31 protein-coding genes and 1 riboswitch are annotated in these 26,084 nt (G+C 66.0%); of the genes, 12 read left to right on the plus strand and 19 right to left on the minus strand.

Translation table 11 applies throughout. The features are described from left to right. Nucleotides 1-380: 380 nt before the first annotated feature. The 6 genes from pobA to ILT42_RS02630 all read right to left on the minus strand — a co-directional run bounded on the left by pobA (nucleotide 381) and on the right by ILT42_RS02630 (nucleotide 6,149). Nucleotides 381-1,550, minus strand: a complete 1,170-nt coding sequence (pobA, locus tag ILT42_RS02605) for a 4-hydroxybenzoate 3-monooxygenase (protein WP_204213754.1) — start codon at nucleotides 1,548-1,550, stop codon at nucleotides 381-383. 19 nt (nucleotides 1,551-1,569) lie between these two features. After that, entirely contained in the window at nucleotides 1,570-2,286 is a 717-nt protein-coding gene (locus tag ILT42_RS02610) for an ABC transporter ATP-binding protein (protein WP_204213755.1), read from the minus strand. Next, nucleotides 2,267-3,031, minus strand: a complete 765-nt coding sequence (locus ILT42_RS02615) for an ABC transporter ATP-binding protein (RefSeq protein ID WP_204213756.1) — start codon at nucleotides 3,029-3,031, stop codon at nucleotides 2,267-2,269. Before ILT42_RS02615 ends, ILT42_RS02610 begins: the two co-directional genes overlap by 20 nt. Beyond that, a complete protein-coding gene (locus ILT42_RS02620; RefSeq protein WP_204213757.1) occupies nucleotides 3,028-4,041 on the minus strand; it encodes a branched-chain amino acid ABC transporter permease in 1,014 nt (337 codons plus the stop codon). Before ILT42_RS02620 ends, ILT42_RS02615 begins: the two co-directional genes overlap by 4 nt. Next, complete coding sequence (locus tag ILT42_RS02625) at nucleotides 4,041-4,901, minus strand: branched-chain amino acid ABC transporter permease (protein ID WP_204213758.1); 861 nt, start codon at nucleotides 4,899-4,901, stop codon at nucleotides 4,041-4,043. The genes ILT42_RS02620 and ILT42_RS02625 overlap by 1 nt, the downstream gene beginning before the upstream one ends. 69 nt (nucleotides 4,902-4,970) lie before the next feature. Beyond that, nucleotides 4,971-6,149, minus strand: a complete 1,179-nt coding sequence (locus ILT42_RS02630; protein ID WP_204213759.1) for an ABC transporter substrate-binding protein — start codon at nucleotides 6,147-6,149, stop codon at nucleotides 4,971-4,973. Between the two features lie 150 nt (nucleotides 6,150-6,299). Here ILT42_RS02630 and ILT42_RS02635 point away from each other — a divergent pair, with 150 nt between their 5' ends. Continuing rightward, the gene (locus tag ILT42_RS02635; protein ID WP_204213760.1) at nucleotides 6,300-7,070 is read left to right on the plus strand and encodes an IclR family transcriptional regulator domain-containing protein; all 771 of its coding nucleotides are present in this window, start codon (nucleotides 6,300-6,302) and stop codon (nucleotides 7,068-7,070) included. 263 nt (nucleotides 7,071-7,333) lie between these two features. Here ILT42_RS02635 and purT read toward each other — a convergent pair whose 3' ends face one another. Both purT and ILT42_RS02645 read right to left on the minus strand, forming a co-directional pair. After that, nucleotides 7,334-8,506 carry a formate-dependent phosphoribosylglycinamide formyltransferase gene (gene purT, locus ILT42_RS02640; RefSeq protein WP_204213761.1) on the minus strand — a complete coding sequence of 391 codons (1,173 nt, stop codon included), beginning with the start codon at nucleotides 8,504-8,506 and terminating at the stop codon, nucleotides 7,334-7,336. Nucleotides 8,507-8,527: 21 nt separating this feature from the next. Next, nucleotides 8,528-9,502, minus strand: coding sequence for a phosphoribosylaminoimidazolesuccinocarboxamide synthase (locus ILT42_RS02645; RefSeq protein WP_204213762.1), 975 nt, complete (start codon nucleotides 9,500-9,502; stop codon nucleotides 8,528-8,530). A 178-nt stretch (nucleotides 9,503-9,680) separates the two neighbouring features. Between ILT42_RS02645 and ILT42_RS02650 the strand changes: the two genes are divergently transcribed. Further along, nucleotides 9,681-10,076: a DUF1622 domain-containing protein gene (locus ILT42_RS02650; RefSeq protein ID WP_204213763.1), complete on the plus strand. Its 396-nt coding sequence runs from the start codon at nucleotides 9,681-9,683 to the stop codon at nucleotides 10,074-10,076. 137 nt (nucleotides 10,077-10,213) lie between these two features. On the opposite strand, the gene uxuA is transcribed toward ILT42_RS02650, so the two are convergent. From uxuA to ILT42_RS02690, 8 genes are all read right to left on the minus strand, one after another. Further along, on the minus strand, nucleotides 10,214-11,410 hold the full coding sequence (gene uxuA / locus ILT42_RS02655) for a mannonate dehydratase (RefSeq protein ID WP_204213764.1): 1,197 nt from the start codon (nucleotides 11,408-11,410) through the stop codon (nucleotides 10,214-10,216). A gap of 83 nt (nucleotides 11,411-11,493) precedes the next feature. After that, the gene (locus tag ILT42_RS02660; RefSeq protein WP_407664495.1) at nucleotides 11,494-12,279 is read right to left on the minus strand and encodes an amino acid ABC transporter ATP-binding protein; all 786 of its coding nucleotides are present in this window, start codon (nucleotides 12,277-12,279) and stop codon (nucleotides 11,494-11,496) included. Next, nucleotides 12,276-12,935, minus strand: coding sequence for an amino acid ABC transporter permease (locus ILT42_RS02665; RefSeq protein WP_204213765.1), 660 nt, complete (start codon nucleotides 12,933-12,935; stop codon nucleotides 12,276-12,278). Before ILT42_RS02665 ends, ILT42_RS02660 begins: the two co-directional genes overlap by 4 nt. Further along, entirely contained in the window at nucleotides 12,932-13,597 is a 666-nt protein-coding gene (locus ILT42_RS02670) for an amino acid ABC transporter permease (RefSeq protein ID WP_204213766.1), read from the minus strand. The genes ILT42_RS02665 and ILT42_RS02670 overlap by 4 nt, the downstream gene beginning before the upstream one ends. A 58-nt stretch (nucleotides 13,598-13,655) precedes the next feature. After that, the gene (locus ILT42_RS02675; RefSeq protein WP_204213767.1) at nucleotides 13,656-14,474 is read right to left on the minus strand and encodes a substrate-binding periplasmic protein; all 819 of its coding nucleotides are present in this window, start codon (nucleotides 14,472-14,474) and stop codon (nucleotides 13,656-13,658) included. 40 nt (nucleotides 14,475-14,514) lie between these two features. Then, nucleotides 14,515-15,213, minus strand: coding sequence for a GntR family transcriptional regulator (locus tag ILT42_RS02680; protein ID WP_204213768.1), 699 nt, complete (start codon nucleotides 15,211-15,213; stop codon nucleotides 14,515-14,517). A gap of 295 nt (nucleotides 15,214-15,508) precedes the next feature. Continuing rightward, nucleotides 15,509-15,808, minus strand: coding sequence for an HlyU family transcriptional regulator (locus tag ILT42_RS02685; protein ID WP_204213769.1), 300 nt, complete (start codon nucleotides 15,806-15,808; stop codon nucleotides 15,509-15,511). Between the two features lie 98 nt (nucleotides 15,809-15,906). Further along, the gene (locus ILT42_RS02690) at nucleotides 15,907-16,848 is read right to left on the minus strand and encodes a homocysteine S-methyltransferase family protein (RefSeq protein WP_204213770.1); all 942 of its coding nucleotides are present in this window, start codon (nucleotides 16,846-16,848) and stop codon (nucleotides 15,907-15,909) included. 173 nt (nucleotides 16,849-17,021) lie between these two features. Here ILT42_RS02690 and ILT42_RS23010 point away from each other — a divergent pair, with 173 nt between their 5' ends. The 7 genes from ILT42_RS23010 (at nucleotide 17,022) to ILT42_RS02720 (ending at nucleotide 21,137) form a co-directional block, all read left to right on the plus strand. Next, a complete protein-coding gene (locus ILT42_RS23010) occupies nucleotides 17,022-17,156 on the plus strand; it encodes a hypothetical protein (RefSeq protein ID WP_267874379.1) in 135 nt (44 codons plus the stop codon). Nucleotides 17,157-17,244: 88 nt separating this feature from the next. Beyond that, complete coding sequence (locus ILT42_RS02695) at nucleotides 17,245-17,994, plus strand: hypothetical protein (protein ID WP_204213771.1); 750 nt, start codon at nucleotides 17,245-17,247, stop codon at nucleotides 17,992-17,994. 347 nt (nucleotides 17,995-18,341) lie between these two features. Then, nucleotides 18,342-18,704, plus strand: coding sequence for a hypothetical protein (locus ILT42_RS02700; RefSeq protein WP_204213772.1), 363 nt, complete (start codon nucleotides 18,342-18,344; stop codon nucleotides 18,702-18,704). Between the two features lie 4 nt (nucleotides 18,705-18,708). Beyond that, on the plus strand, nucleotides 18,709-19,371 hold the full coding sequence (locus ILT42_RS02705; RefSeq protein WP_204213773.1) for a metallophosphoesterase family protein: 663 nt from the start codon (nucleotides 18,709-18,711) through the stop codon (nucleotides 19,369-19,371). Between the two features lie 57 nt (nucleotides 19,372-19,428). Next, entirely contained in the window at nucleotides 19,429-20,037 is a 609-nt protein-coding gene (locus tag ILT42_RS02710) for a DUF2939 domain-containing protein (protein ID WP_204213774.1), read from the plus strand. 237 nt (nucleotides 20,038-20,274) lie between these two features. Further along, nucleotides 20,275-20,499, plus strand: coding sequence for a hypothetical protein (locus ILT42_RS02715; protein WP_204213775.1), 225 nt, complete (start codon nucleotides 20,275-20,277; stop codon nucleotides 20,497-20,499). Nucleotides 20,500-20,723: 224 nt separating this feature from the next. Then, nucleotides 20,724-21,137, plus strand: coding sequence for a hypothetical protein (locus ILT42_RS02720; RefSeq protein ID WP_204213776.1), 414 nt, complete (start codon nucleotides 20,724-20,726; stop codon nucleotides 21,135-21,137). Between the two features lie 9 nt (nucleotides 21,138-21,146). On the opposite strand, the gene ILT42_RS02725 is transcribed toward ILT42_RS02720, so the two are convergent. Continuing rightward, entirely contained in the window at nucleotides 21,147-22,076 is a 930-nt protein-coding gene (locus ILT42_RS02725; protein WP_204213777.1) for a carbohydrate kinase family protein, read from the minus strand. A gap of 57 nt (nucleotides 22,077-22,133) precedes the next feature. Then, entirely contained in the window at nucleotides 22,134-22,454 is a 321-nt protein-coding gene (locus ILT42_RS02730; protein WP_204213778.1) for an MliC family protein, read from the minus strand. Between the two features lie 107 nt (nucleotides 22,455-22,561). Here ILT42_RS02730 and ILT42_RS02735 point away from each other — a divergent pair, with 107 nt between their 5' ends. Then, on the plus strand, nucleotides 22,562-23,605 hold the full coding sequence (locus ILT42_RS02735) for a phosphotransferase enzyme family protein (RefSeq protein WP_204213779.1): 1,044 nt from the start codon (nucleotides 22,562-22,564) through the stop codon (nucleotides 23,603-23,605). 3 nt (nucleotides 23,606-23,608) lie between these two features. On the opposite strand, the gene cobO is transcribed toward ILT42_RS02735, so the two are convergent. After that, nucleotides 23,609-24,220, minus strand: a complete 612-nt coding sequence (gene cobO, locus ILT42_RS02740; protein WP_204213780.1) for a cob(I)yrinic acid a,c-diamide adenosyltransferase — start codon at nucleotides 24,218-24,220, stop codon at nucleotides 23,609-23,611. A 95-nt stretch (nucleotides 24,221-24,315) separates the two neighbouring features. Next, a riboswitch (cobalamin riboswitch) is annotated at nucleotides 24,316-24,490 on the plus strand. 134 nt (nucleotides 24,491-24,624) lie between these two features. On the opposite strand from cobO, the gene ILT42_RS02745 reads away from it, so the two are divergent. Together ILT42_RS02745 and cobW are read left to right on the plus strand one after the other, a co-directional pair. After that, complete coding sequence (locus ILT42_RS02745; RefSeq protein WP_204213781.1) at nucleotides 24,625-25,041, plus strand: DUF1636 family protein; 417 nt, start codon at nucleotides 24,625-24,627, stop codon at nucleotides 25,039-25,041. Then, nucleotides 25,038-26,084 carry a cobalamin biosynthesis protein CobW gene (gene cobW / locus ILT42_RS02750; protein WP_204213782.1) on the plus strand — a complete coding sequence of 349 codons (1,047 nt, stop codon included), beginning with the start codon at nucleotides 25,038-25,040 and terminating at the stop codon, nucleotides 26,082-26,084. Before ILT42_RS02745 ends, cobW begins: the two co-directional genes overlap by 4 nt.

Below are 26,084 nucleotides of genomic sequence, written 5' to 3' on the forward strand. Positions count from 1 at the left end.
GTAACTTAAACCATTGGATAAACGGAAAAGCCTTAGCCTTAAGTCGCAGAAGGTTCGGCGAAGGATTCAGGATCTGCTGAGACGCGCCGAAAACAAGGGAAAAACAGGATCGACACGTGAATAACTGCCTAAATATTAGACGTTTGCGATCGTGTCTCTTTTGAACGGTGTATTCAATCGGAGCACTACCTGAATCCGTTCGAGTCTATCTCGACCTCATCGTGAGGAGGCCGTCAGACCGTCTCGAAGGAGGCTCTAGCGAAGTGTATCCGGTGAACACTGGACCATCCTTCGAGACGCCCGCTGCGCGGGCCCTCAGGATGAGGCTTCGAGACGCTGCTATGAGTTTCTTTCAGGATGAGGTCGCAGCTCACATATTCTCAAAAAGGAAGCCCTGTATAATTCTCGGCCAAAGACTGTCCGGCGGCGCGGGAGCCTTTCAGATAATCGAACTCCGCCCGCTGAATCCGCCGTCCGAACGCGTCTGTTTCCGGAAAGATGTGCAGGATCGAGGTCATCCACCAGGAAAAGCGCTCCGCCTTCCACACTCGCCGGAGCACGCGCTCCGAATAGCCGTCGATCCCGGCCTCGGAGCGATCACCGTAGAATTCGCTCAAGGCCTGCGCCAGATAGACCACGTCGCTGGCCGCGAGGTTGAGACCCTTGGCGCCCGTCGGCGGCACGATGTGGGCGGCGTCGCCCGCCAGGAACAACCTTCCGAAACGGAGCGGCTCGGCCACGAAGCTGCGCAGGGGTGCGATCGATTTCTCGATGGACGGCCCCGTCACCAGGCGGTCGGCCGTCTCGGGATCGACGCGACGTCGCAGCTCGTCGTAGAAACGGTCGTCCGACCAGTCGGCGACCCGCTCGTCCGCGCCGCACTGGATGTAATACCGGCTGCGGGTCGGCGAACGCATGGAGCAGAGCGCGAAGCCGCGCTCGTGATGGGCGTAGATCAGCTCGTCGGCGACGGGGGGCCTGTCCACCAGGATGCCGAGCCACCCGAACGGATAGACCCGCTCGAAGGTTCGGATCGCAGCCTCCGGCACGGAGGCGCGGGCGACCCCGTGGAAGCCGTCGCAGCCCGCGATGAAATCGCAGCTCACCTCGTGCGCCACGCCGTCCTTGACGTAACGGACTTTGGGAGCGCTGCCGTCGAAGTCGTGCAGGGAAACGCCCTCGGCCTCGTAGATGATCCCGGCCCCGGATGCGTCCCTGGCCGCCATGAGATCGCGCGTCACCTCCGTCTGGCCGTATACCATGACCTTGCGCCCGACGAGGTCAGCGAAGTCGAGACGGTGGCTTTCGCCGTCGAAGCACAGTTCGACCCCCGTATGCACCTGCCCTTCCGCATGCATGCGCGCCCCGACCCCGATCGCGTCCAGGAACTCGACGGTTCCCTGCTCCAGGACGCCGGCCCGGATTCGGCCGAGCACGTAGTCCCGGCTCCTCCGCTCGAGAATGACCGTGTCGATGCCCTGAAGCTCCAAGGCGCGCCCCAGCAGGAGTCCCGCCGGTCCCGCTCCGATGATGGCAACCTGAGTGCGCATGGGTGTCGATCCGGTGAGGTCAGTGAAGCGAGCCGACGCCGATGTACCGCTCGACGAGGGATTGATCGGATCGCATCGCGGCGCTGGGGCCCTGCCAAGCGATCCGGCCGCGCTCCATGACGATGACCGTCTCGGCGAAATCCAAGGCGCTTTCCAGCCTCTGCTCCACCAAGAGGATCGTCATCTCGCCGCTATCGGCCAGCCGCGTGAGCGCCGCCATGAGCTCATCGCAGATCACGGGGGCGAGCCCCTCCAGGGGCTCGTCCAGGAGGAGGACCGAGGGCCGGCCCAGGATCGTGCGCGCCGTGGACAGCATCTGCTGCTCGCCGCCCGAGAGCTGCCAGCCGAGATTGCGGCGGCGCTCCTGCAGGCGCGGGAACATGTCGTAGGCCTCCTGCAAGGCTTCGCGCGGGCGCCCTTTCAGACCGACGAACAGGTTCTCCTCGACGGTAAGCGAGCGGAAGATGTCGCGGGTCTGGGGCACGAGCCCCAGGCCGCCCCGCGCCCGGCTCGATGCATTGAGGCCGGACATGTCCGTTCCGCCGACGAGAATCGCGCCGCCATAGCGCCGGTTCATGCCCATGAGCGACGACAGCAGCGTCGTCTTGCCCATGCCGTTGCGGCCGAGGATCGACAGGCGGCTTCCGGCGGGAACGGAAAACGAGACATTCTCCAGGATCAGCGTCGGCCCGTACCCGGCGCTGAGGTCCCGCACTTCAAGCGACGCGGCGGGCATGGGCATAGCTCCCGAGATAGGCTTCACGAACGCGGTCGTCCGCCGCCACCTCGGCGGGCAACCCCTGGAAAATGACCTCGCCGGCCGCCAGCACCACGACCCGGCGCGCGAAACGGAACACGAGGTCCATGTCGTGCTCGATCATCAGAACGGCGAGGCTCGGCGGCAATTGCTCCAGGGCGCGCTCGATGCGCGGCGTGTCCGTGGACGGAACGCCGGCGGCGGGCTCGTCCAGGAGCAGGACCTTGGGCTTGAGGGCGAGCGCGATGGCGATTTCCAGGAGGCGCTGTTGGCCGTAGGCGATCTCGCCGACCCGACGGCGGGCGACGTCGAGGAGACCGAGCGTCGCCAGGATCCCCTCCACCTCCCCTCCGACGGCGGAATCCCCCCGGAAACGGGCGAAGACGCGGTTCGCCCGGCCCTCCCGCTGCAGGATCGTGAGCGTGACATGCTCCTCCGGCGTCATCTCCGAGAACAGGCGCGTGACCTGGAACGTCCGCACGAGTCCACGCCGCACGCGCTGCACCGCGCCGAGGCCCGTGACGTCCTGGCCGTTCAGGAAGACCCGCCCGGCGCTGGGCTTGAGCTGGCCTGTCACCAGGTTGACGAACGTGGTTTTGCCCGCGCCGTTCGGCCCGATGAGAGCAAGGCGCTCGCCCTCGGGCAACGAGAGTGAGATATCGCGGCTGACGGCAAGGCCGCCGAACTGCTTGGACAGGCCCTCGACCCGAAACAGATCGCTCATGCCCGGCCTCCCCGCTTCCCGAGCTTCAGGCCCGTATAGGTTTCCATGAGGCCGGTGAGGCCGCGCGGCGCGAACAGCACCATGACGATCAGCAGGACGCCCACGAGCGTCATCCAATGGAACGGGTTGATGGACGAGACCACATGTTCGAAGCCCATGAAGATGACCGTGCCGACAAGCGCCCCGTAAAGCGTTCCGATGCCGCCGAGCACCAGCATCACGAGGGCATTGGCCGAGAGCTCGAAGCTCACGCTGTCGAGGCCGACCACCTGGGTGGAGATAGCCGCCAATGCGCCGCCGATGCCCGCCACGGAGCCTGAGATCATGAACATCTTGAGCAGGACCGGGAATACGAAGGCCCCCATGGCGCCCACCCGCACCGGATCCTCCTTGATGCCCCGGCAGAGCATGCCGAAGGGTGAGCGCACGACGAATTTCAAGACGATGAAAACCGTGAGCAAAAGGCCCAAACCGAACAAATAGGCGGTGCGCCCCCACAGGTCGAATTCGAAGACCCCGAAGAGCGCGGCGGGGCTGAGACCCGCGAGCCCGTCGCTGCCGCCGGTCCAGGCCGAGGCCTTGTTGGCGGCCTCATGAAACAGTTGCACGATGGCGATGGAGAGCACGAGCTGCGGCAGGCCGTGGGAGGCGCGCAGCATCACGACGCCCATGACGAGCCCCGCCAGCGAGCCGGCGACGGCGCCGATCAGCACCAGCGTGAAGGGTTCCGTGATCCCGTTCACGCATGCGATGCCCGCCGCATAGGCGCCCGCGCCGAACAGGGCCGCTTGGCCGAGCGTCGCGATGCCGCAATAGCCGACGAGGAGATCGATGGACAGCGCCAGCAGCGCCATGGCGATGACGCGGGTGAGGAGGGCGAGGTTGTCCGGAAAGAGCCAGTACCCGGCGAGGCCGACAGCGGCGATCAGCGCCACGCCGACGATGTCGCGCCACCACGCCCGCTTCGGCTGCGGCATGGCTACGGGCTGGGTTTGAGCGAGTGTCTGCATCAGGCCCGTCCAAGGAGGCCGCGCGGGAACAGACATACGATGAGGATGACTGCCGCGTAGAAGAAGAAATTGCCGAAATCCGGCATGAGATAGCGGCCCGTCGTGTCGACCGCGCCCAGCAGCAGGCAGGCGAGCACCGCGCCGGGGATCGACCCCGCGCCGCCCACCGACACCACCACCAGGAAAGTCACCATGTAGCGCAGGGCGTAATAGGGCTCGACGGGCAGGAACTCGGCCCCGATGACGCCGCCCAGCGCGCCGAGGCCGACCGCCAGCGCGAAGCTCACCGCATAGACCACCTCCGTGCGCACGCCGAGCGCGCTCGTCATCGCGGCGTTGTCCACGGCGGCCCGCAACTTGACGCCGAAGGCCGTCCTCTCGATCAGGGACCACAGGCCGCCCGCCACCACGATGCCGCAGACCAAAACGAAGAGCCTGTGCGCCGCGATGGTCCGAAACCCGATATCCACCGGCTCGGCGAGGCCTCGCGGGAGGGGAATGGTCTTCAGGGTCGGGCCGAAGAGGTAGTTCGTGATGCCGATGATGCAGAACGTGATGCCGATCGTCATCAGCACCTGGGTCAGCTGCGGCGCGCCGTAGATGCGCCGGAAGAGAAAGCGCTCGAGCGGGATCGCGATGAGAACCGTGCCGAGGATCGCGAGCAGCACCGCGAACCCGTACCACAGACCGAGATCGCGCGCCGCGTAGGACGCGATGTAGCCCCCGATCATCGCGAAGGCCCCGTGCGCGAGGTTCACGAGGCGCATCAGCCCCATGGTCAGGGACAAGCCGATGCAGATGACGAAAAGGGCCATCCCGTAGGTCAAGGCGTCGACGGCGATGCTGATGATGGTCTGCATTTCGGTTGTCCAAACGGCGCAGCGGCACCGGGTGGTGCCGCGCTTGCCCCTGTGCCAGGCCGCCCGTCGCTACTGGCCCGCGGGCGCCAGACCCGGATCCTTCTGGTTCGGGAAGGTCTGGATTTCCTTGTTGTAGGTCTTGCCGTCCTGACCCTTGGCCACCTCGCGCAAGTAGATGTTCTGCGTCACATGCCGGGTCTCGGGATCGATGCTGACCGGGCCGCGCGGGCTCGTCCAGGATAATCCCTTGACGGCGTTCACGGCCTTCTCGGCGTCCTGTTTGCCATCGGTGGCCTCGATCATCTTGTAGATCACGTGCATGCCGTCATAGGCGCCCACCGACGGAAAGGAGAGCTGGTCCGCGCCACCGATGGCCTTGGTGGCGCCTTCGACGAACTTCTTGTTCTCGGGCGAGTCGTGCGAGACCGCATAATGGAAACTCGTCAGCAGCCCGAGCGCGCCGTCGCCCAGGGCCGGAAGGTCGGATTCCTGCGTCAGGTCGCCCGGCGCCAGGAACTTGATGCCCGCCTGCTTGAGACCTGTGTCGTTGTAGGCCTTCACATAGCCCAGGGTCGTCGGGCCCGACGGCAGGAAGCTGAACACCGCCTCGGCGCCGGAATCCTTCACGCGCTGCATGATGGGGCTGAAATCCGTGGTGTTGAGCGGCATGCGGATCGACTCGACCACCTGGCCGCCGGCTGCTTCGAAGGCCTTCTTGAAGGCGTTCTCGGCGTCGACGCCTGGGCCATAGTCGCTGACCGTGGTGATGACCTTCTTGATGCCCCGGTCCACCGCGACCTTGCCCAGCGGGGTCGTGGTCTGCGCGGTCGTGAAGGAGGTGCGCACCACCAGCGGCGACTGGGTCATGATCGCCGAGGTGGCGGCGTTGAAGATCACGAGCGGCGCGTTCGCCTGCTTCAGCAGGGGCGTGATCGCGAGCGCGTCCGGGGTGAAATAGACGCCCCCAAGATACTGCACCTTGTCCTTGACGATCAGCTCCTGCGCCAGGGCGCGGGAGGCCTGCGGGTTGGCGGCGGGCAGGTCCTTGTAGATGATCTCGACGTCATGGCCCTTCGCCTGCTTGCCGTTGGCCGCCATGTAGGCTTCCACACCGGCCTGGAAATTCTTGCCCTGGAGCGCGAAGGGCCCGGAGAACGGACCGATGATTCCGACCTTGACGGTCTCGGCGGAGGCCGTTCCGGCGAGCAGCAGCCCGAACGCGGCCCCCATGAGTGTCCTGACTGCCATCGTTCCCTCCTTGGGACGGTATGAGACTTTTGTTGATGTGCGCATTGCGAACAATCGCGCTAATATCGAACATGAAGGAATTTCGGGCCTGATGTGTCAAGGCTACCAAAGTCCTAAACTATGACGATCATGACCCACGGACCAGCGCCCGTGAAGCCTGCTGTTGCACCGGACGGCCGGGACTTCGTGGCAAGCCTGGAGAAGGGTCTCCTTGTCATCGAAGCCTTCGATGAATCGCGCCCACGCCTGACCCTCTCGGACGTCGCAAAACTCACCGGCGTCACCCGCGCGGCCGCGCGGCGTTATCTCCACACCCTGGCACAGCTCGACTACGCGGCTTTCGACGGTCGCTACTTCAGCCTGACCCCGAAGGTCCTGCGCCTCGGCTATGCCTATCTGTCGTCCTCTCCCCTACCGGAGCGCCTGCAGCCCGTCCTGGAGCGGCTCTCGGCGGCGACAGGCGAGTCGAGCTCGGCGGCGGTGCTGGAGGGGGACGATATCGTCTACGTGGCCCGTTCGGCCACCCGGCGCATCATGTCCATCGGCTTGAGTGTCGGAAGCCGCCTGCCCGCCCATTGCACCTCCATGGGACGGGCGATCCTGGCGCACCAGCCCGCCCCAGCCCTCGACGCCTACCTGCAGCGCGCACGGCTCGCGCCTCTGACGCCCCACACCATCACGGACCGCGACGCCCTCCGTCGGGAACTCACCCTGATCCGCGAGCGCGGATATGCCGTCGTCAACGAGGAACTCGAGCTGGGGCTGCGCTCGATCGCCGTCCCGCTGTTCCAGCGCAACGACTGCGTGACGGTGGCGCTCAACGTCAGCACCCATGCGGCGCGTCTGACGGCCGTCGAAGTCGAGAAGCTCTTCCTCGGCCCCCTGCTTGAAGCGAGCGCCACCCTGCGTCACGCCTTTTGAATCGAAATTACATATCGTAAATTTTCTTCTAATATCTCCGATAAACTTGGGAACCTAGAGAAGCTCCAGCGTCTTGTTTCAGTAGAAATCTCGCTGGGGGTTACCGCTTGCCATTAGGCGGTGCGCTCATCATCGGATGCACTTCGTAAATAGCCACCCAGACCGTGAGCAACAAAGGGTGGCGGCGTCCCCAGCGAGATTTTCTTCTTATTCCCTGTATGTAAGTCTATGATGCTCCCCGCATTCCGGCAGTCATGACTTAGCTAATATTGAATTGTCACCTGTTCGGCTGCGGATCGTGCGCGGGCGCGTGCCTCGTCCGTCGTGCGCCCCCCGAGCGCCAGGGCGACGCCCATGCGGCGATAGGGCCGCGTCGTCGGCTTCCCGAAGATCCGCACGTCCACATCGACGCCCTCGCCTCCCTGCCGCAAAGCCGCCGCCAAGCCGCCGATGGTGAAGTCCGAAGCCTCCTGGTCAGCCAGGATAACGGCCGAGGCCGCATTGCCGTGCAGGTGAACGCGATCGATGGGAAGCCCCAGGATCGCGCGGGCGTGAAGATCGAATTCCGACAGGTTCTGCGAGATCAGGGTCACCATGCCGGTGTCGTGCGGACGCGGCGAGAGTTCGGAGAAGATCACCGCATCCTTCGTGACGAAGAACTCGACCCCGAACAGGCCGTACCCGCCGAGATTGTCCACCACCTTCTCGGCCATGCGCTTGGCCTCGTCGAGGAGATGCGACTGCATTGGAACGGGCTGCCAGGATTCCTGGTAATCGCCCCGCTCCTGCCGGTGTCCGATGGGCTCGCAGAACCGCACGCCCTCGCGGGTCCTCACGGTGAGCAGCGTGATCTCGTAATCGAAACGGATGAACTCCTCGACGATCACCTTCTTGCGGTCGCCCCGCATGTTCTCGACCGCGTAGGTCCAGCACTTCTCCAGATCGTCCACCGAGTGGGCGTTGCTCTGCCCTTTGCCCGAGGACGACATGACGGGCTTGATCACACACGGGAAGCCCGTGTGCTCCGCGCCCGCCAGCACCTCGTCCAGGCTCTCGGCATAGCGGTATTTCGACGTGCGCAAGCCCAGCTCGGACGCCGCGACCTCGCGAATGCGGTCGCGGTTCATGGTCATGTAGGTGGCACGTGCCGAAGGAACCACGGAAAAGCCCTTCTGCTCCATCTCTTGAAGCACTTCGGTGCGGATCGCCTCCACCTCCGGCACGATGTAGTCGGGTTTGTGCTTCTCGATGGCGGCGCGCAGCGCGCCATCGTCCAGCATGGAAAACACCTCGGCCTCATCCGCCACCTGCATGGCGGGCGCGTTCGCATAGGCATCGCAGGCGATGACGTAGCAGCCATAGCGCTTGGCCGAGATCACGAATTCCTTGCCGAGTTCGCCCGATCCGAGGAGGAGAATTTTTGCGGTGAAGACCATGGGAGGAGCCTGCTGCGGATGTCAGAAATAGGAGGCCAGATTGGCGTGGATGCGGTCCATCACCGGCGTCGACGCGTCCGGCAGGGCGAAGCTCTGACCCGTGATCGTCTCGTAGGCCCGGATATAGACCGCCGCCGTCTCTAGGATCACGTCGCGGGGGATCTCCGGCACGGGCTCCTTATACGGATCGCAGCGGCTCGCCACCCAATTGCGCACGAAGTCCTTGTCGAAGCTCTCCGGCTTTTCGCCCGTCTCGAACCGATCCCGGTAGCTTTCCAGGAACCAGTAGCGGCTGCTGTCCGGCGTGTGGATCTCGTCGGCCAGGACGATCTCGCCCCGCGCGTCCACACCGAACTCGTACTTGGTGTCGACGAGGATCAGCCCCCTCTCCCGCGCCATCTCGCGGCCCCGCGCAAAGAGCGCGAGGGCGTAGTCGGAGACCGTTCGCCACTGCGCTTCCGTCAGCAGGTTGCCGGAGACGATGTCGGCGGGCGTCAGGGGTTCGTCGTGGCCGCCGTGGAAGGCCTTGGACGTCGGCGTGATGATGGTGTCCGGCAGCTTCTCGTTCGGCCTCAAGCCCTCCGGCAGACGCACCCCGTACATGTCGCGCTGACCGCTGCGGTAGAGGGACAGGATCGAGGTGCCGGTCGTACCGGCGAGGTAGTCCCGCACCACGATCTCGACCGGAAGGATGTCCAGCTTCCGGCACACCACCACGTTGGGATCGGGATATTCGAGGACATGGTTCGGGCAGAGGTCCCGGGTGGCCTCGAACCAGAAGCGGGCCGTCTGGGTCAGCACCTGGCCTTTGAGGGGAATCGCCGCCAGGATGATATCGAAGGCGCTCAGCCGGTCCGACGCCACGATGACCCGCCGCCCGTCGGGCAGGTCGTAATTGTCCCGGACCTTGCCCCGGTAATGGTTCGGCAGTTCAGGGAGATTGACGTCCACCAGGACGTTTTCGGCAAAATCCGCCAGCGCGGTCGCATCCACCATGATCACCTACCAGGCCACGCCGCTTCCTTCACGGAAGGGGTTTACGCCGCCCAGATAGGCAAATCCCGGCGCGGGGTCCAGCGAAGAAGGTGCTGATTTTACCGGCACGTCCAGCCCATGGGGCTGGCCGCCGGCCGCCGCTCCCCTAAGACTCTGGGCTGGGGACGGGGGCTTTTCCATGGATGAGGGGTTCGGCCTGGTTTTGCGATGGATCACCAAGGCCATCGAGTTCGGCGGCATCGGCATCATCGCCATCGGGGCCGTCGCGGCCACGGTCACGTATCTGGGCCAGTTCTTCGGCGGCTCGCGAACAGATGCCTTCATACAGTACCGGTCGAGCCTCGGCCGGGCGATCCTGCTGGGGCTCGAATTCTTAGTCGCGGCCGACATCATCAACACGGTCGCCATCGAGCCCAGCCTCGAGAGCATCGCGGTCCTGGGCGGCATCGTCCTGATCCGGACCTTCCTGAGCTTCTCCCTCGAGATCGAGATCGAGGGCCGTTGGCCCTGGGACCGCGCCAAATCGGAAGGCGCTCCCGGTCCGGCGGCGAGCATTCCAGATGCTCGCTCCTGACGGGCGCAGGACCTTAACGGATCGTTAACCATAGGACTGGCAGAGTCACGTCAACCGGCTCGGGGCAGCCGGAAAGCAGAACCTGACCAGCGGGGATGGCGCGGATGTACCGCCATCCCCGTTTTCTTATGGTGCCGTCAGACCGGCAGGCCCTGGAGCTGAGAAACCGCCGTCATGACGCCTCGGATCTCGGCGAGGCCGCGCAGGCGGCCGATGGCCGGGTAGCCCGGATGGGTCGGCTTGCCGATATCGTCGAGAAGCTCGTGCCCGTGGTCGGGCCGGAACGGCAGCCGCCAGCGGGGGTCGCCCGCATCCTTGCGGCGCTTCTGCTCCTGGAGGAGCGCCGACACGACGCCCACCATGTCCACGTCGCCGCCTAGGTGCTCGGCCTCCGCGAAGGAGCCGTCCGGGTCCTTCGTGACGTTGCGCAGGTGGACGAAGTTGACACGACCCGCGAAACGCGCCGCCATGGCCGGCAGGTCGTTCTTCGGGTTCGCTCCGAGCGAACCCGTGCAGAAGGTCAGGCCGTTGGAGAGCGAATCGTGCGCGCCCACGATGAAGGCGAGATCGTCCTCGTTGCCCACGATGCGCGGCAGGCCGAGCAGCCCCCATGGCGGATCGTCCGGATGGATCGCCATGCGCACGCCCGCCTCCTCGGCGGTGGGCACGACCTCGTCCAGGAAACGCTTCAGGTTCTCCCGCAGGCGCTCGGTCGAGACGTTCTTGAACCGGCCAAGGATGACCTTGAGGCCCTCGACGTCATAGCGATCGAAGGCGCCCGGCAGGCCCGCCATGATGTTCGACAGGAGCTTGGCGCGAACCTCCTCGTCGGAGGACTGGAACCAGACCTTGGCGCGGCGCAGAACATCCTCGGAATAATCCGCCTCCGCGCCGCTCCGGCGCAGGATGTAGCAGTCGAAGGCCGCGAATTCGTGCTGGTTGAAGCGCAGGCCCCGCCCGCCTCCGGCAACCGGGGCGGCCAGGTCCGTGCGGGCCCAATCGAGCACCGGCATGAAGTTGTAGCAGACCGTGTCGACCCCGCAGGCCCCGAGATTGCGCAGGGATTCCCGGTAATTGTCGAAGAGCTCCGTGAGATCGCCCTCGCCGATCTTGATCGGCTCGGCCACGGGAAGGCTCTCCACCACGCTCCAGCGCAGGCCGAGGTCGGGCGCATCCTCGATGAAGCGCTTGCGCTCCATGATGGCCTCTTTCGTCCAGACCTCGCCGGCCGGGATGTCATGCAGGGCCGTGACGATCCCCGTCGCTCCGGTCTGGCGCACATGCGCCAGGCTGATGATGTCCTTGGGACCCCACCAACGCCATGTCTGTTCCATCGTTCACTCCCTGCGCCCCGTGGGCTCGATGCAGCTTCTTTTGATGACCCGTCGCGCCTTTGACCAGACGGGAGCGCGTTTCTTCAACCGTTCCAGCCCAGATGGCCCAGGAAGTCGCGGGTGCGTTCCTGCTGGGGGTTCTCGAAGATCTGCTCCGGCGGACCCGCTTCGACGATCCGGCCGTGATCGAAGACCAGAACCCGGTCCGCGACCCGGCGCGCGAAGGTCATCTCGTGGGTGACCACCAGCATGGTCATGCCTTCGTCGGCGAGCCGCTTCATGACGTTGAGCACCTCGCCAATGGTCTCGGGATCCAGTGCCGAGGTCGGCTCGTCGAAGAGCATCACCTCCGGGTTCATGGCGAGCGCCCGCGCAATGGCGACGCGCTGCTGCTGGCCGCCGGACAGAGCGCTCGGGAAGGCATCGGCCTTCTGGCGCAGGCCCACCTTGTCGAGGAGCGCGAGACCGCGCTCGCGGGCGGACGCAGCCTTCTCGCCCAGGATCGTGGTCGGCCCGACCGTGATGTTGTCGAGCGCCGTCATGTGCGGAAACAGCTCGAAGTTCTGGAACACCATACCCATGCGCTGCCGGACGCGGCGGATCAGCTCCTGGTCGGACGGCACGACCCCGCCGTCGAACAGGACCCGGCCGCCATCGACGGTCTCGAGGCCGTTGGTGCAGCGCAGGAGCGTCGACTTGCCCGAGCCCGAGGGGCCGATGAGGCATACGACCTCGCCCTTGTAGACCTCCGCCGAGACGCCGTTGAGAACCGTGAGGCTCCCGAAGCGCTTGACGACGCCGTCATAGGCGATGGTGGGTTGCTGCCCGGCGCGCTCGGCGGGAGCAGTCGGCTTGAGGGACGCGCTCACTCGGTAACCCCATATTTGCGGTGGATCCAGTCGACCAGCTTGGCCTGCGGGTAGCCCAGAGCCCAGTAGATGGCCGCCATGGCGGTGAGCATCTCCAGGACCCGGAAGGTCTGCGACCGGATCTGGAGCGCCGTATGGGCCAAATCGCCCACCGCGATGACGGATACGAGGGACGTATCCTTGAACAGAGACACCCAGGTGCTGGCCAGAACCGGCAGGATGCGCCGGAGCGCCTGGGGGATGAGAACCTTGCGCATGGCCTGGCTGTGGCTCATGCCCATAGCGAGCGCCGCTTCCAGCTGCCCCTTGCGGATCGACGCGATGCCGGCCCGGATGGTTTCGGCGTTATAGGCCGAGACATTGAGGGACAGGGCGACAAGTCCTGTGGTGAAGGCCGAGAACTGGATGTCGGTGAGAATGGGCAGCACGTAGAACGCCCAATACACCAGCAGGATCAGCGGCACGTTGCGGAAGAACTCAACATAGGCCGTCCCGAGGCCGCGCAGGACGCGATAGCGCGACTGGCGCAGCATCATGATCGCGATGCCGCCCGGAACGGCGATCAGCATGGTCAGCACCGTGAGCGCGACGGTGATGCCGACGCCGTGCGCGAGATCCCAGCGGTACTGCCAGATTATACCCCAATCGAGATTCATGACTGCCCCAGATGAGCAACCCGGCGGTAGATCGCATCGACGCCACGCGTGACCGGAAACAGGATGAGGAAGAAGATGATCATCGTGGTCGTGTAGACCTCGATGGGCCGGAAGGTCTGGGCCGCCAGCGTCTCGGTCTGGCGCATCAGCTCCGGCACCGCGATGACGGTGGCGATGGCCGTGTCCTTGATGGTGACGGACAGGATCGACCCGTAGGCCGGGAGAATGCGCACGATGGCCTGCGGCAGGATGATCTTGCGCACGAGCTGCGCGCCGGACATCCCGAGCGCGAGCGCCGCGCGGGTCTGGCCAGGCCGAACCGAGGTGACGCCCGCGCGCACGATCTCGGACACGAAGGCCGCGATGTGGATCGTGAGCGCCGCCAGCGCCGCCCAGAACGGCGGCAGTGTGACGCCCGTCAGAATCGGAAAGGCGAAGAAGGTCCAGACCAAGACCACGAGGACCGGGATGGCCCGCATGGAATCCACGTAGAAGCCGAGGACGACCCGCAGCCATTTGGGGCCGTAGAGACGCCCCAAGCCGACCGCGAGGCCGAGGAGTGTCGCCAGCGCCATGGTGGCGAGCGACAGCACGACCGTCAGCTCCAGGCCACGGAGCAGGAAGCGCCAATTGTCTGTAATCGGAGAGAAATCGAATTCCATCATACGCTCATGCACGACGGCGGCGGGTTAGAACCCACCGCCGCTGAGGGGAGATTTATTAGAGAGCGTTGACGACGCGCTGCTCGTCGGCCTTGAGCTGGGTTTCCATGCGCTTGGCGACCGCGCGCAGCCACGTGGCGTAGGAGTCCTGGTTCTTATCGATGGCCAAGCCCACCGGGCTCGCCTTTTCGGTGCTGTCCTGGCAGTTGTTCTCCTGCGGCAGGACCGCGAGGCCCTTGACCTTCTTCTGCAGGCCGACCAGCGGAACGCGGTTGATCGGCGTGGCGTCCGCGCGCTTGGCCATGATCTCCTCGACCGGAGCCGCGCCCGACCCCGCCACGCCGCGCAGCTTCGCGTTCGGGAAGCGCGACTTGACCCAGGCTTCTTCCGCGCCGCCCGTGAAATACGCGATAGTCACGTCCGGGCTGTTGAGCGCGTCGACGGTCTTGGCGCCCGCGAATTTCGGGTTGTTGGCGAGGCCGAACATGCACACGCTGGTGTTCGAATAGAGCACGAAGTCCACGACCTTCAGGCGCTCCGGCGTCTCGGCGAGGGGCGAGATCGTCATGTCGACCTGATTGGCGGCGAGCACCGGCACCTTCGTCTCGTGGCTCACGAGAACCGGCGTGAGCTTCACGTTCAGGAGCTTCGCGTACTCCTTCGCGAGCGTCCACACGGGACCGTCCCAGGCCTCGCCCGTGCCGCTGGTGTTCTCGACGAGCCAGGGGATGTTGGCGAGAACGCCCACGCGCAGCTCGCCGGCCTTGCGGATGGCGTCGATGCGCGGGCTTGCGCCGGCCGCCGGCGGCTCCTGGGCCTGCACGGCGCCGGACATCAGAACGGCGGCCGCGGCTGCGAACGCGAGTGTCTTGATCATGGTCATTTCCTTGTCTCCCTTTTTGAATAGGTCGCCCGCCTCAGGCGCTTTGCCGGGCTGGCGGGTTCTTGAACACGTTGGGGCGCGAGCGGGTGATGCTCTCGATCGCGCCGAAGACGCTTTGCAGGTGATCGCGCATGGCTGCCTCGGCGCCGGTCGGGTCGGCGGCGCAGACGCGTTCCAGAATGAGTTCGTGCTGGCCGAAGATCATGCGCAGCCAATCCTCGCTCTCCAGGGACAGTCGGCGCACCCGGTCGAGCTGCGTCTTCACGCCCTGGATCAGGGTCCAGACCGAGGCATGGCCGGCCAGGGTGGCGAGCGAGGTATGGAAGGCATCGTCCAGATCAAAGAAAACCTGTCGGTCTTCGTTGCGGATCGCCTTCTGCTGCCGCTGAAGCAAGTCTTTCAGGGCCCGGCGCTGCGCTTCCGTCGCGCGCTCGGTGGCCAGCGCGACGGTGCGGCATTCGAGGGTCTCGCGGATGAACTGGCTGTCATAGACCGCATCGAGGTCGATGGGCGCCACGAAGGTGCCCACCTGGGGAACCACGTTGAGAAGCCCCTCGTCGGCCAAGCGGCGGAACACCTCCCGAACGGGGGTTCGGCTCGCGCCCACCCGTTCGGCCAGCCTCACCTCCGAGATCGCGACGCCGGGCAGCAGCTGCGCCGTGAGAATCTCCTCACGCAGCATTCGGTAGAGCTGGTCGGCCACGGGCCGGGTCGGGTCGATCGCTTGAGGCATCGTTGTCCACTAGTATACTAGTAAGCATAAAAAGATGCCTGGACGTGTCAAGAAACCGGGGCGCGCATCGGCGCCTCAAGCCACTAGACTTAAGTTCAATAAGATGGCGATGTCTTCTGGTGATCGAGGCCGGCTTATGAACGGCGCGTTCCCGGCCCAGGCCGCGCGCGTGCAAGTGCGGGGATAGGCGCCTTGGGGCCAACTGCCGGCTCGGCGGGCGCAGCCCGGCGACGTCCCCGGAGAACGATCCAGGTCCGGTACGGCCGCGCTGCGGGGCAGGGTTTTCAGTAAGGCGTCAGTCGAAGATGCGGTCACCCTGCTCGTCGATGATCTGGCGGCCTTTCGCGAGCGCGAAGGAGACGGCATCGTCCTTGCTGGCATGGGTCTCGGCCCGCACGAAGCGGTGCTCCTTGACCCCGGTCGGGAAGTCCTTCTCGATCACGCCGGCGGTCTGGAACTGACCTCGCGACGGGTACGGCGCCGGGCGGATGCGGAAGCCCTTGTATTCCGTGGCCTCGCCGGGCGCCTCGTCCTGCCCCCCGCTTTCACCGTTTCCCGACAGGCGGGAGAACAAACCTTTGAGACCTGAGAACATCGACAACACCCATACCTGAGAATGACGGCTCGTCTCTTAAACGATGACGCCCGAAGCTGGAAATAGGCGTGTCCCGTCGCAGGGCCACCTCGCGTGCCTCAGGGCAGGCAGGCCTCGCAGATGGCGGCGATGTGGCGATGGTCCGTCCCACAGCAGCCGCCGAGCACCCGCAGGTGCCCCATCCGGTCGCGCAAAGCCCGATAGCGCCGTCCGAGATCCGCCGGGTCCCCGATGTCCAGCTCCAGGGACTCGTCCAGTTCCGCATGGGATTTGGTCGAAGCATTGGCCCTGATGCCGCCGACGCGCCGGATCCAGCTCCCATCCGTGCCGAGAGCGTCCTCGAAATGATCCGGATGGGCGCAGTTGATCATGTAGTAGGCCGGCCCCCCATGCGTCGCGTCGTCAACCCGCCGGATGGCGTCCGCGAGGCTGTCGCCCGTCGCGAGGCTGCCGTCGGTCTCGACCGTGAACGAGACAGCGATCGGCAAACCGGCGGACCCGGCGGCCCGCACGATCCCGATGGCTTCCTCGGCGTAGTTGATCGTCATGGCGCTCGCCATGTCGGCACCCGCGTCACGGAAGGCGCTCACCTGCGCGGCATGGTAGTCCTGGGCTTGATCCGGGCTCATCAGGCTCCCGGGCCGATATCCGTCTCCCCGGGGGCCGATCACGCCGTTGACGACGATGGGCGTGTCCGGCGTGGCATAAAGCTCGCTCATGGACCGCGCCCAGCGCACCACCTCCCGGTTGACGACCTCGAGATCCTCGGGCGAGTAGCCGAGCCGGGCGCCCCAGTCGCGGTTGGCGCGCCAGGTGGGCGTATCCAGCAGGAAGCCGATGCGGCGAGCCAGCGCCATCCGGATATAGGGCTCGTAGTATCGCTCGATCCGCCCCCGCCCCTTCTCGTCCCGGAGCAGCGGAAAGGCCGCGAAGCACGGCAGGTCGATCCCGTCGTGGAAGACCAAGGTGGTTTCCAGCCCACCATCGGTCAGGAACGGGCCGTCCGTCATGGACGGGAGAGAGCTGATCGAAGCTGCCATGGCGGGCCTTTCGAAGCGCGATCCGCGTCGCCGGTCTCCATCCTATACCCCTTCCGGTGAGGTCCGCCCTCACAACGGATAAGAATCGCCATGATCCGCATGATCCGGGGAGCCGAACGGCCTTCTTAGCAAATGAAGTGCGCTCCGGGCGCCGACGGCTTCAAGGTCGCGTCATGTACAAGCACAGCCCCGATACCGACCTCCACTCCTCTCCCGCCAATGATGCGCTGGCCCAGGCCTGCCGCTGGATCGCCCTGATCGTAGGCCTCGGGCTCTGCGCCTGGAGCATTGTCCAGGGCCTGTCCTGACGGGAGCGGCCCGCGCGAACGATCCGTTAAGCGCGCCTCGCTACATCGTTGGACCCGGCCTCGCGCCGGCGCGGCGGGAGAGGTGCGGATGTCGGAGTGGCGCGCGGAAAGGAACAAGAAAGCCAGGGCACGCCTTGAGCGCTGCCTCACGGATCTCTTTCCCAAGGCGGTTCTCGCTCACGCGCTGAGGCAGCCCTTCGTGCCGCCGACCCAGCGCCGCGCCGTCGAATCCTATTGGCGTCACCACCCCCTGAGGGCCGACCGGCTCGCCCGCGCCCTCGCGGCCGAAAGCGGGTCGCCAGACGGTTGGGCTTGGCGCCTCGGCACCGACAAGGCTTCGGGCCTGGCCCTCTCGTTCCGCATGCCGCCGACCCCCTTTCGCGAGGCGCCCTACGTCAAGGGCCCCGGCCATTGCTGCATCTGCGGACAGCCGGTCTACCGCCTGGGATGGCATTGCGACCTCTGGCAGGACGGCAAGCCGAACCGAAATGCCACGTGGCACGCCTGCTGCGTCGTGGCTTGGCAGTTGTGGACCGCACCGACGGAGCATCTCAAGATCCTGAAGCGCCGCCAGGAGCATCGCTGCCGCACCACCGGGAAAAGGCTGCTCAAAACGTCCGAAGTCGACCATAGGACGCCTCTGTTCAGCGTCTGGGCGGATCGCCGGGATAGGCCGTGGCCCGAATTGCTGGGCTACTGGGGTACGCCCAACCTGCAGGTGATCAACCGGTCGGCCCATGTGGAGAAGTGTTCGCAGGAAGCAGGCCAGCGCGCCCGCCGCCGAGCTTTGTCGGACGAGGACCCTCACGCCCTGGATCAAAGCGTCGATGCGGCCTGACCGAGGGTCGCCTCGCGGGCAACCTGTCTCCGCTCTCACTCCAAGATCTAACGAGGGGAGATCGGCATCCGCGGCAGACGCGGCCAGGCATCGCGAACCCGTTGAGGCCAAGCGGGGACGGTCCATTCTTCCACAGGCCACCTCCCGCCTCGCGCAACAACGTCACCGGATCTTCGTTTGACTGAGATGTGCCGCGTCCATCCTGTCGCTGCCCGCAAAATATGGTTAAGGTTTTGCCGTTAGGACATGATGTCAGGATAAACCTTGAACGACACCATGATGAGGTCCGTGCCATGCACCGATCCGCCCCCGCAAATCCCACCCCAAGGCCAAGGGCTTCCGACGACATGACCGCTTCCATCGAAACCCTGGCCGAACAGATGCTCGCCCTCATCGAGATCGTGTCGGATCAGGAAAAGGACGTGCAGACCCTCAAGCAGCGCTGCCAGCGCCTGGAGGACCACAACCAGGCGATCATGGTGGCCTTCACGACCTTCTTTCACGTGCTGGCGGCCGGGCGGGTGGCGAAGCTGGACGAGATCGCCGGCATCGTGCAGAGCATCGTCGCCCGGGCCGAGAAGGAGGAGCGGCCCCAGGACTCGGTCGATTTCCTCAAGGGCCTCGCCCGCATGCTGCACGAACACCACCAGGACAAGCCGGTCGAGGAGGGAATGAGGCCCGAACAGCTCAACTCCTCGAACGACGGCTAGGCCCGTGAACGGCCTGACCTACGCGATCGGGGACATCCATGGCCGGCACGACCTCCTGGTCCGGCTTTTGTCCGACATCGCGGCCCATGCGGACGGCCGGAACCATCGCGTTATCTGCCTCGGCGACTACATCGACCGCGGCCCCGACAGCGCCGGCGTCCTCGGGACGCTGATGACGCTCCAGTCGTCCCGCCCAGGAGAAGTCGTGTGCCTGATGGGCAATCACGAGGCGATGCTCCTGGAGGCGATGTCAGACCTTCGGGCCGCCACCCTTTGGATCATGAACGGCGGAGACGCGACCCTCGCATCCTATGGCGTTTCCTCGCCGCAGGCGGTTCCGACCGCCGTGACGGAATGGCTCGCGACCCTGCCGGCGGCCTTCCAGGACAACAGGCATTACTTCGTTCATGCGGGCTTCCGTCCGGGACGGCGCATCGACAAGCAATCGCGGACCGACATGCTGTGGATCCGAGAGGCCTTCCTGGATCGGGACTACGATTTCGGGAAGCATGTGGCGCACGGGCACACGCCCTCGGCCGATTTTCGGCCCGACAATCGGCCGTTCCGCACCAATCTCGATACCGGCGCTGTTTTCGGTGGCCCTCTCACGGCCGGGATCTTCGACGACCGGCAGGGACCGCCCGTCGGCTTCCTGTCAGTCTCCTAGGGGACGAGGCGGCCGGGCAGCCTTCAAAGGGTCGAATTTGTCCCCTAACCCCCGGGGATGCGTTGGTTCACCCGCTCCCTCATCATGCTCGCCCTCGTGTGGGCGATCTTCGCCGTGTCGCCCTACGTGGCGCTCTACAGCTTTGCGAAGGCGGTGCAGGCCCGTGACGAGGCTGCCATCGCCGAGCGCGTCAATTTCGGCGCCGTGCGCATCTCCATCACGAAACAGCTCGTCACGGCCTACCTGAACGCGACCGGGCGCGCGGACGAGTTGAAGGGCACCGCCGGGCGGTTCGTGGTCGGCGCCGCCACGAGCTTCGCCGACCCCCTGGTCGAGGAATACGTGACGCCGGAGGCGCTGATGGCGCTCCTGCAGGATGACGGCGGCGCGAGGCAGGATCGCGCGATCCCGGCTCCGGAAGGGGGCCTCGGCGTCATGTCGCTGCAATCGCTCGACCAAGCCTGGGACGTGTTCGCCAACGCCGAGACCCGCGGTTTTCGAGCCGTCTCCTTCGCGGTGCCGCCGGGCCGGCACGCGGATGATCGCTTCCGGCTGCAATTCCGGTTGAACGGCACGACGTGGCGCGTCGTCGGCCTTGAAATGCCGAAAGCCATCGAGGCGCGTCTGGTCCAGGAGCTGATCAAACGGAACCCGACGGCCAGCTAGTCGAGACTTCGTGCAGAAATGGACATCCGGTTGCGTCAGCAATCAGGGGTTTCTTGGAAAAATATTCGCCCTGTGAATACTAACCTAAAGCGAGATCAGGCGACCCTGGGGTCGATCTGCGGACTGGGAAGTCGAAGGAACAGCCGGTAGATCAGGCTTGTGCGGGTAGTCACCTTCGGACGTCGGGACGATTAGGTTGGGATAAGAGGCGAGCGAAGCTGACAAGGGGGACAGTTCATGGACGACCGGGAAATCGAAGCCGTCGCGCTTGCCTTCTACAACGTTACCGAAGGCTCCCGCGGGTGGCACCGGGAGCCGGAGCGGCTGAAGGCCAAGTTCCGAAGCGAAGCGCGGGCCGCAATCGCAGCGATCGACGAAATCCGTGAGATGGCCGTATCCGTGGACCAGCAAGACCTGATCCCGGTGCCGCGCGGCATCGATCGGCAAAAGAAAGCCAAATAGATCTCGGGACCCGCCTGGAAGCTCAGGGGCAATGCCTGAACGAAAGTCCAGCTTCCCAACTCTTCTCGAAACCTGCAACAGACGAGCCGGACCCTATCGGGCAGCCGAAAGTTGCTGTAGGGTTGGCGCCGCCGACAGGTCTGCCAGTGATACAATTCTACGGTATTCATTGAGCCTTCATGCTGCCTGGCTTGCGTTGCGTAATATCATCATGAGGCATCGAAGTGACTGAGGAACAGGTGGAAGCCGTCGCTGCGGAACTCGCAAAGATCGGTGGCACCTCTTGGTATCCGGGACGCGAACGGGGCGGGATCCTGCGGCTTGTGGGCGAACGGTATCGCGACCGGGCCCGGGTCGCCATCGCGGCCTTGGAGCGCCTTGAGGCCAATCGGAAGATCGCCAGCGAGCAAGGCCCGTCCGACGAGGGCTCGGACCATGGCATCGTCTCCGAGCCCGGCGAGATGATTGCGGTCGGGTCCGTCGTGGTCTACCGCCCTCCGAGCGACAACCGCGCCATCGCCTGCCGCGTCGAGAAGATCGAAAGCGGCCGGGCCTACCTGGTGCCCTGCCCGAAGCCGGATGTCGGCTGGGTCTCCCTGGAGGGCCTCGGCCAGGTCGAGCCGGCACGGGAAACCTGAACGCACGCTTCAGCCCCGGGGCAACTCCGACCTGTAGGGTGGATCCGCGCCGGGCCGCGAACAGGTCACTCCGGCACAAAGCGTCCCGAAGACGAGGGCTTCCCGGAGATCGGCTCGCGACAGCCGCCCAAGGGCCTCGCGCCGGATCGATCCGGCCTCCCGCAACGCCACGAGCAGACCGCCCTGGAACGTGTCGCCGGCGCCGATCGTGTCCGCCACGGTCACCGGGGGAGGCACGACCTCGACCATGCCGCTCTCGCACCATGCCTGCACGCCCTTGGGTCCTCGGGTCACCACGACCAGGGATGCGCCGCCGGCAAGGGCCGCCTCCGCGAAGTCCGTGTAATTCTCGCCGCCGTAGAGAAAATCGAAGTCGACATCCGACATGCGCACGATGTCGGCCGCGGCCACGAACGCGTCGATGCGCCGGCGGTAATCGGCCTTGTCCCGCACGAGATTGGGCCGGCAATTGGGATCGAACGAGATCGTCGTCTGGGCTCGCGCATCCTCCACCATCGCGAGGGTTTCGGCCGAGACCGGATCATTGATCAGCGATGTCGACCCGACATGGATGGCGTCGATCTCTCCGAAAGGGATCGTGCCGGGCCGGTAGGTCCAGAGCCGCGTGGCGGTCGTTTCATCGTAAAACGCATAGGTCGGCTCACCGCCGACGAACCGGACGAAAGCCAGGGTCGTCTCGGCGGGCGAGCGCTGGACGTAGCGCAGGCTCACGCCCGAGGACCCGGCATGCTCGGCGATCATCGCTCCGAACATGTCCGTGGAGATGCCGCCGATCAGGCCGGTGGGCGCGCCGAGCCGCGCCATGGCGACAGCGACGTTCAGGCACGAGCCGCCTACCGCCGGCACATAGGCGTCGCGCCCATCCTCCGCCTTGGCCGGCATGAAGTCGATCAGGGCGTCACCGCAACTCAGCAACATGGGCAATTCCTGTCATGGGGTCGGGCCGAGGGCGTCGGCTCCTCGCGAAGGTTGGGCTCAGGACGTCCGGCAGGTGACCGACGTGGAGCCCCTGGTATAGGTCGCTTCCCGCCCCTTGACCCAGAATTCCAGGTTCTCGGCCGCATAGCGGCCGCCATCCGCCGAAAGAGCTTGAGGCAGGGTCACGGGCTGGCCGGCGCCGGGAAGCGTCAGGGCAACGGAGCCCGGCATAGTGGCGGGCGGGGTGAAGACGGCGGTCAGATGCGTGCCGTCCGCGCAGGCATACCGCGCCGTGATCGGACCGCCCTGGGCGGACGCGGGGACAACGGGCAAGAGGGCCAGGACGCCCCAGGCGATCGGCAACAGGCCCCTTTGCATCCCTTGGACTCCCCCGGTCGGTTCGATGGCCTGCCAGCCTATAGCTTCATCGGCCCGAGGGGAATCGGGTCGCTGTGGACAGTCCGGCCCTTTCGCGCGACTTCCTTGTGAATTATGCACGCGACACCATGCCGTTCGCCCGCGTCCGATCCCCTGCCCCCGCCCTCCACCAGGAGATCGACCATCTCCGGCAGCAGGTGCGCGGCCTCCTGCCGGCCTGGGGGTTGCCCGACACCTCGGCGATCACGCTCCTGAACGAGTCGGAGAACATCACGTTCCGGATCGACCCGCCCGGCTCCCCTGCACGGACGATCCTGAGGGTCTACCGGCACGGTTACCACGACACGGGAACGATCCGTTCCGAACTGGCCTGGATGAAAGCTCTCGGGTCTGCCGGAGAGATCGTCGTGCCGGCGGTCGTGCCCACGTGCCGTGGAGACGATCTCCAGAACCTCCACGACGCCTTGCGCGGGACCGAGCGCCATGCGGCCATGTTCACGTTCCTCGAGGGCCGCGAACCCTCCGGGGCCGATCTTCCTGCCGCCTTCGAAAGCCTGGGCCGGCTCGCGGCCGGGATGCACGCGCAAAGCGCCGCCTGGCAAAGGCCGCCAGCCTTCCGCCGCCCCACCTGGGATGTCGAGACCATGATCGGGCGCCCGCAGCCGATCTGGGGACGCTGGCAGGACGGCCTTGGCCTGACAGCGGAGGACCTGGAGCTTCTCGACCGAGCCGGCGACGTCCTGGCCCGCAGGCTTGACGCCTTCGGACGCGGCGACGACCGGTTCGGCCTCATCCATGCGGATCTACGGCTGACGAACGTCCTGGTCGAGGGAGATGTCACGAAGGTCATCGATTTCGACGATTGCGGGTTCGGCTGGCACCTCTACGACCTCAGCGCGGCCCTCACCTTCATCGAGGACCGGCCGGAGGCCCCGGCCCTGTCCGAGGCATGGCTGCGCGGCTACCGGGCCGTCCGGCCCCTGACGTCGGACGAGCGGGACGAGATCCCGACCTTCAACCTCCTGCGCCGCATCCTGATCGTGGCCTGGATCGCGTCCCATATCGAGAGCGAAACCGCTCAAGCCAATGGCGAGGCCTATACGCGGGGCACCTGCGCCGAGGCCCGGCGCTACCTGGCGCGCTTCGGCTGAACCCTAGAACTCGATGCCCTCCTGGGACTTAACGCCCGCCGCGAAGTGGTGCTTCACGAGGGTCATTTCGGTCACGAGGTCGGCGGCCTCGATCAACTCCGGCTTGGCGTTGCGGCCGGTGACGACCACGTGAAGGTCCGGCCGCCTGGCGGCGAGCGCGGACACCACCTCCTCCAGGGGCAGGTAATCGTACCGCAGCGCGATGTTGAGCTCATCCAGGATCAGGAGGCGGATCTCCGGCCGCGCCATCAGTTCCACGGCCTTGGCCCAGGCTTGACGGGCGGCCGCCACGTCCCGGTTGCGGTCCTGCGTCTCCCAGGTGAACCCCTCGCCCATCGTGTGCCATTCCACCAGGTCGCCGAATCGGTCCAGGGCAGTGCGCTCGCCGGTGCTCCAGGCCCCCTTGATGAACTGGACCACGCCGATCCTCCAGCCATGGCCCAACGCCCGCAGCATCAGGCCGAAGGCCGCCGTCGACTTGCCCTTTCCGGGACCGGTGTGAACGATGAGGAGGCCCTTCTCGACCGTCTTCGAGGCGACCTCGCGATCCTGCACCTCCTTGCGCTTGGCCATCTTGGCCCGGTGGCGGGCGGCTTCGTCGGGGGTGGAGTTCATGGGGCCTCTCCGGTCTGGGGCGGTTCTTGGACCGCGCCCGCGCCCTCCCGTCAACCTTTCGGCGGCGTCGCGGATTGCCCGACCGGCCGGGACGGGGTAAGAACGGTCCCGACGGTGCCTCATCGAGGTGAAAAGGGAACGCGGTCGAAGCCGCGGCTGCCCCCGCAACTGTGATCGGCAAGGCCCGCTCCACGCGCCACTGGATCTTCGATCCGGGAAGGCGGAGCGGGTGCCGCGAGCCAGGAGACCTGCCGTCACCATGCTTCTTCGGGCCGACCGGGCGGGGTGTCCTGGTGGGGCTGCCTTGGGCTCGTTCGGCCCAGCTTGTCCGCGGAAGCCCCTTCGCGTTCCGGAACCGGCCCCAGGCCGGGCCTGGGACCATGCGCTGATCGGAGCGGCCGACATTGGGCACGGACGAGACCACCACACCGGACGAGCTGAGGCTCTATGTCTGCGTCACCTGCCGCAAGGCGGATGCTCCCGAGGGAGAGATACGCCCAGGCGCACGCCTGCACCGCGCCCTGCGCGACGCCCTCCAGGCCGATCCCGCCAATCTTCCCCGCGTTCGGATCGAGCCCGTCGAGTGCCTGAGCGGCTGCAAGCGCGCCTGCACGGTCGCGCTCTCGGGTCCTGGCCGCTGGACCTATGTCTACGGCGATCTCGACCCCGACGCCTCCGTCGAGGCCATTCTCGACGGGATCCGCCGCTACGGCGCGACCGATAACGGCCTCGTGCCCTGGCGCGAGCGTCCCGAAGCCTTCCGCAAGGGCGTCCTCGCCCGCATCCCGCCCTTTCCAACCCTCATGGACAACGCCACATGACGAGCACCGCCAAAATCACGTCCAAGATCCCCTGCACCATCGTGACCGGCTTCCTCGGGGCCGGGAAGACGACCCTGGTGCGCAATCTCCTCGAGAATGCGGGCGGGCGGCGCCTCGCCGTGCTCGTGAACGAGTTCGGAGATATCGGTTTCGACGGCTCCTTCATCGAGGGCTGCGGCATCGCCGGCTGCAGCGAGGATGACATCGTGGAACTGCCCAACGGCTGCATCTGCTGCACCGTGGCGGACGATTTCGTGCCCGCGCTCAACAAGCTGCTCAACCGTCCCAACCCGCCCGAGCACATCCTCATCGAGACCTCGGGTCTGGCCCTGCCCAAGCCCCTGGTGACGGCCTTCAACTGGCCCGACATCCGCTCACGCGTGACCGTGGACGGGGTGATCGCCGTGGTGGACGGCCCAGCGGTCGCATCCGGCCTGTTCGCGGACGATCCGGAGGCGCTCGCCGCCCAGCGCGCGGCGGACGCCTCCGTCGAGCACGACAACCCCCTGGAGGAAGTGTTCGAGGACCAACTGCTCTGCGCCGACATGATCCTGCTCAACAAGACCGACCTCATGAGCGTCAGCGACCGCAACCGCGTCAAGGGTGACATCAACGAGCACCTGCCGCGCGCCGTGAAGATCGTCGAGACCGACCATAGCGGCGTCGATCCGTCCCTCATCCTGGGCCTGAACGCGGCGGCCGAGGCCGATCTGGCGGCCCGCCCCTCGCACCACGACGCCTTGGAGGCTCACGACCACGACGATTTCGACAGCGTCGCGATCCCGGTCGGCACGGTGGCGTCCCCGGAAGCCCTGGCGGCCCGGGTCGGCAAGGCCGCCGAGGCGGAAGGCGTGTTGCGCATCAAGGGTTTCGTGCCGGTGCAGGACCGGCCCATGCGCCTCGTGGTGCAGGGGGTCGGCCAGCGGGTGGCCCACCACTACGACCGCCCGTGGAATGCGGGCGAGGACCGGCAGGGCCGCCTCGTCGTCATCGGCCTCAAGGGCTTCGACCGCTCGGCGGTCGAAGCGGCGCTTGCGGGGTGA

Origin of the sequence: Microvirga pudoricolor (assembly GCF_016892705.1) — a bacterium.
Taxonomy (GTDB): Bacteria; Pseudomonadota; Alphaproteobacteria; order Rhizobiales; family Beijerinckiaceae; genus Microvirga; species Microvirga pudoricolor.

What these genes read in the sequence shown, in the direction of transcription:
- pobA (WP_204213754.1), bottom strand. Translation starts at nt 1,550, where the DNA reads ATGCGCACTCAGGTTGCCATCATCGGAGCGGGACCGGCGGGACTCCTG.
- ILT42_RS02610 (WP_204213755.1), bottom strand. Translation starts at nt 2,286, where the DNA reads ATGCCCGCCGCGTCGCTTGAAGTGCGGGACCTCAGCGCCGGGTACGGG.
- ILT42_RS02615 (WP_204213756.1), bottom strand. Translation starts at nt 3,031, where the DNA reads ATGAGCGATCTGTTTCGGGTCGAGGGCCTGTCCAAGCAGTTCGGCGGC.
- ILT42_RS02620 (WP_204213757.1), bottom strand. Translation starts at nt 4,041, where the DNA reads ATGCAGACACTCGCTCAAACCCAGCCCGTAGCCATGCCGCAGCCGAAG.
- ILT42_RS02625 (WP_204213758.1), bottom strand. Translation starts at nt 4,901, where the DNA reads ATGCAGACCATCATCAGCATCGCCGTCGACGCCTTGACCTACGGGATG.
- ILT42_RS02630 (WP_204213759.1), bottom strand. Translation starts at nt 6,149, where the DNA reads ATGGCAGTCAGGACACTCATGGGGGCCGCGTTCGGGCTGCTGCTCGCC.
- purT (WP_204213761.1), bottom strand. Translation starts at nt 8,506, where the DNA reads ATGGTCTTCACCGCAAAAATTCTCCTCCTCGGATCGGGCGAACTCGGC.
- ILT42_RS02645 (WP_204213762.1), bottom strand. Translation starts at nt 9,502, where the DNA reads ATGGTGGATGCGACCGCGCTGGCGGATTTTGCCGAAAACGTCCTGGTG.
- ILT42_RS02650 (WP_204213763.1), top strand. Translation starts at nt 9,681, where the DNA reads ATGGATGAGGGGTTCGGCCTGGTTTTGCGATGGATCACCAAGGCCATC.
- uxuA (WP_204213764.1), bottom strand. Translation starts at nt 11,410, where the DNA reads ATGGAACAGACATGGCGTTGGTGGGGTCCCAAGGACATCATCAGCCTG.
- ILT42_RS02665 (WP_204213765.1), bottom strand. Translation starts at nt 12,935, where the DNA reads ATGAATCTCGATTGGGGTATAATCTGGCAGTACCGCTGGGATCTCGCG.
- ILT42_RS02670 (WP_204213766.1), bottom strand. Translation starts at nt 13,597, where the DNA reads ATGGAATTCGATTTCTCTCCGATTACAGACAATTGGCGCTTCCTGCTC.
- ILT42_RS02675 (WP_204213767.1), bottom strand. Translation starts at nt 14,474, where the DNA reads ATGATCAAGACACTCGCGTTCGCAGCCGCGGCCGCCGTTCTGATGTCC.
- ILT42_RS02680 (WP_204213768.1), bottom strand. Translation starts at nt 15,213, where the DNA reads ATGCCTCAAGCGATCGACCCGACCCGGCCCGTGGCCGACCAGCTCTAC.
- ILT42_RS02685 (WP_204213769.1), bottom strand. Translation starts at nt 15,808, where the DNA reads ATGTTCTCAGGTCTCAAAGGTTTGTTCTCCCGCCTGTCGGGAAACGGT.
- ILT42_RS02690 (WP_204213770.1), bottom strand. Translation starts at nt 16,848, where the DNA reads ATGGCAGCTTCGATCAGCTCTCTCCCGTCCATGACGGACGGCCCGTTC.
- ILT42_RS23010 (WP_267874379.1), top strand. Translation starts at nt 17,022, where the DNA reads ATGTACAAGCACAGCCCCGATACCGACCTCCACTCCTCTCCCGCCAAT.
- ILT42_RS02695 (WP_204213771.1), top strand. Translation starts at nt 17,245, where the DNA reads ATGTCGGAGTGGCGCGCGGAAAGGAACAAGAAAGCCAGGGCACGCCTT.
- ILT42_RS02700 (WP_204213772.1), top strand. Translation starts at nt 18,342, where the DNA reads ATGACCGCTTCCATCGAAACCCTGGCCGAACAGATGCTCGCCCTCATC.
- ILT42_RS02710 (WP_204213774.1), top strand. Translation starts at nt 19,429, where the DNA reads ATGCGTTGGTTCACCCGCTCCCTCATCATGCTCGCCCTCGTGTGGGCG.
- ILT42_RS02715 (WP_204213775.1), top strand. Translation starts at nt 20,275, where the DNA reads ATGGACGACCGGGAAATCGAAGCCGTCGCGCTTGCCTTCTACAACGTT.
- ILT42_RS02725 (WP_204213777.1), bottom strand. Translation starts at nt 22,076, where the DNA reads ATGTTGCTGAGTTGCGGTGACGCCCTGATCGACTTCATGCCGGCCAAG.
- ILT42_RS02730 (WP_204213778.1), bottom strand. Translation starts at nt 22,454, where the DNA reads ATGCAAAGGGGCCTGTTGCCGATCGCCTGGGGCGTCCTGGCCCTCTTG.
- cobO (WP_204213780.1), bottom strand. Translation starts at nt 24,220, where the DNA reads ATGAACTCCACCCCCGACGAAGCCGCCCGCCACCGGGCCAAGATGGCC.
- cobW (WP_204213782.1), top strand. Translation starts at nt 25,038, where the DNA reads ATGACGAGCACCGCCAAAATCACGTCCAAGATCCCCTGCACCATCGTG.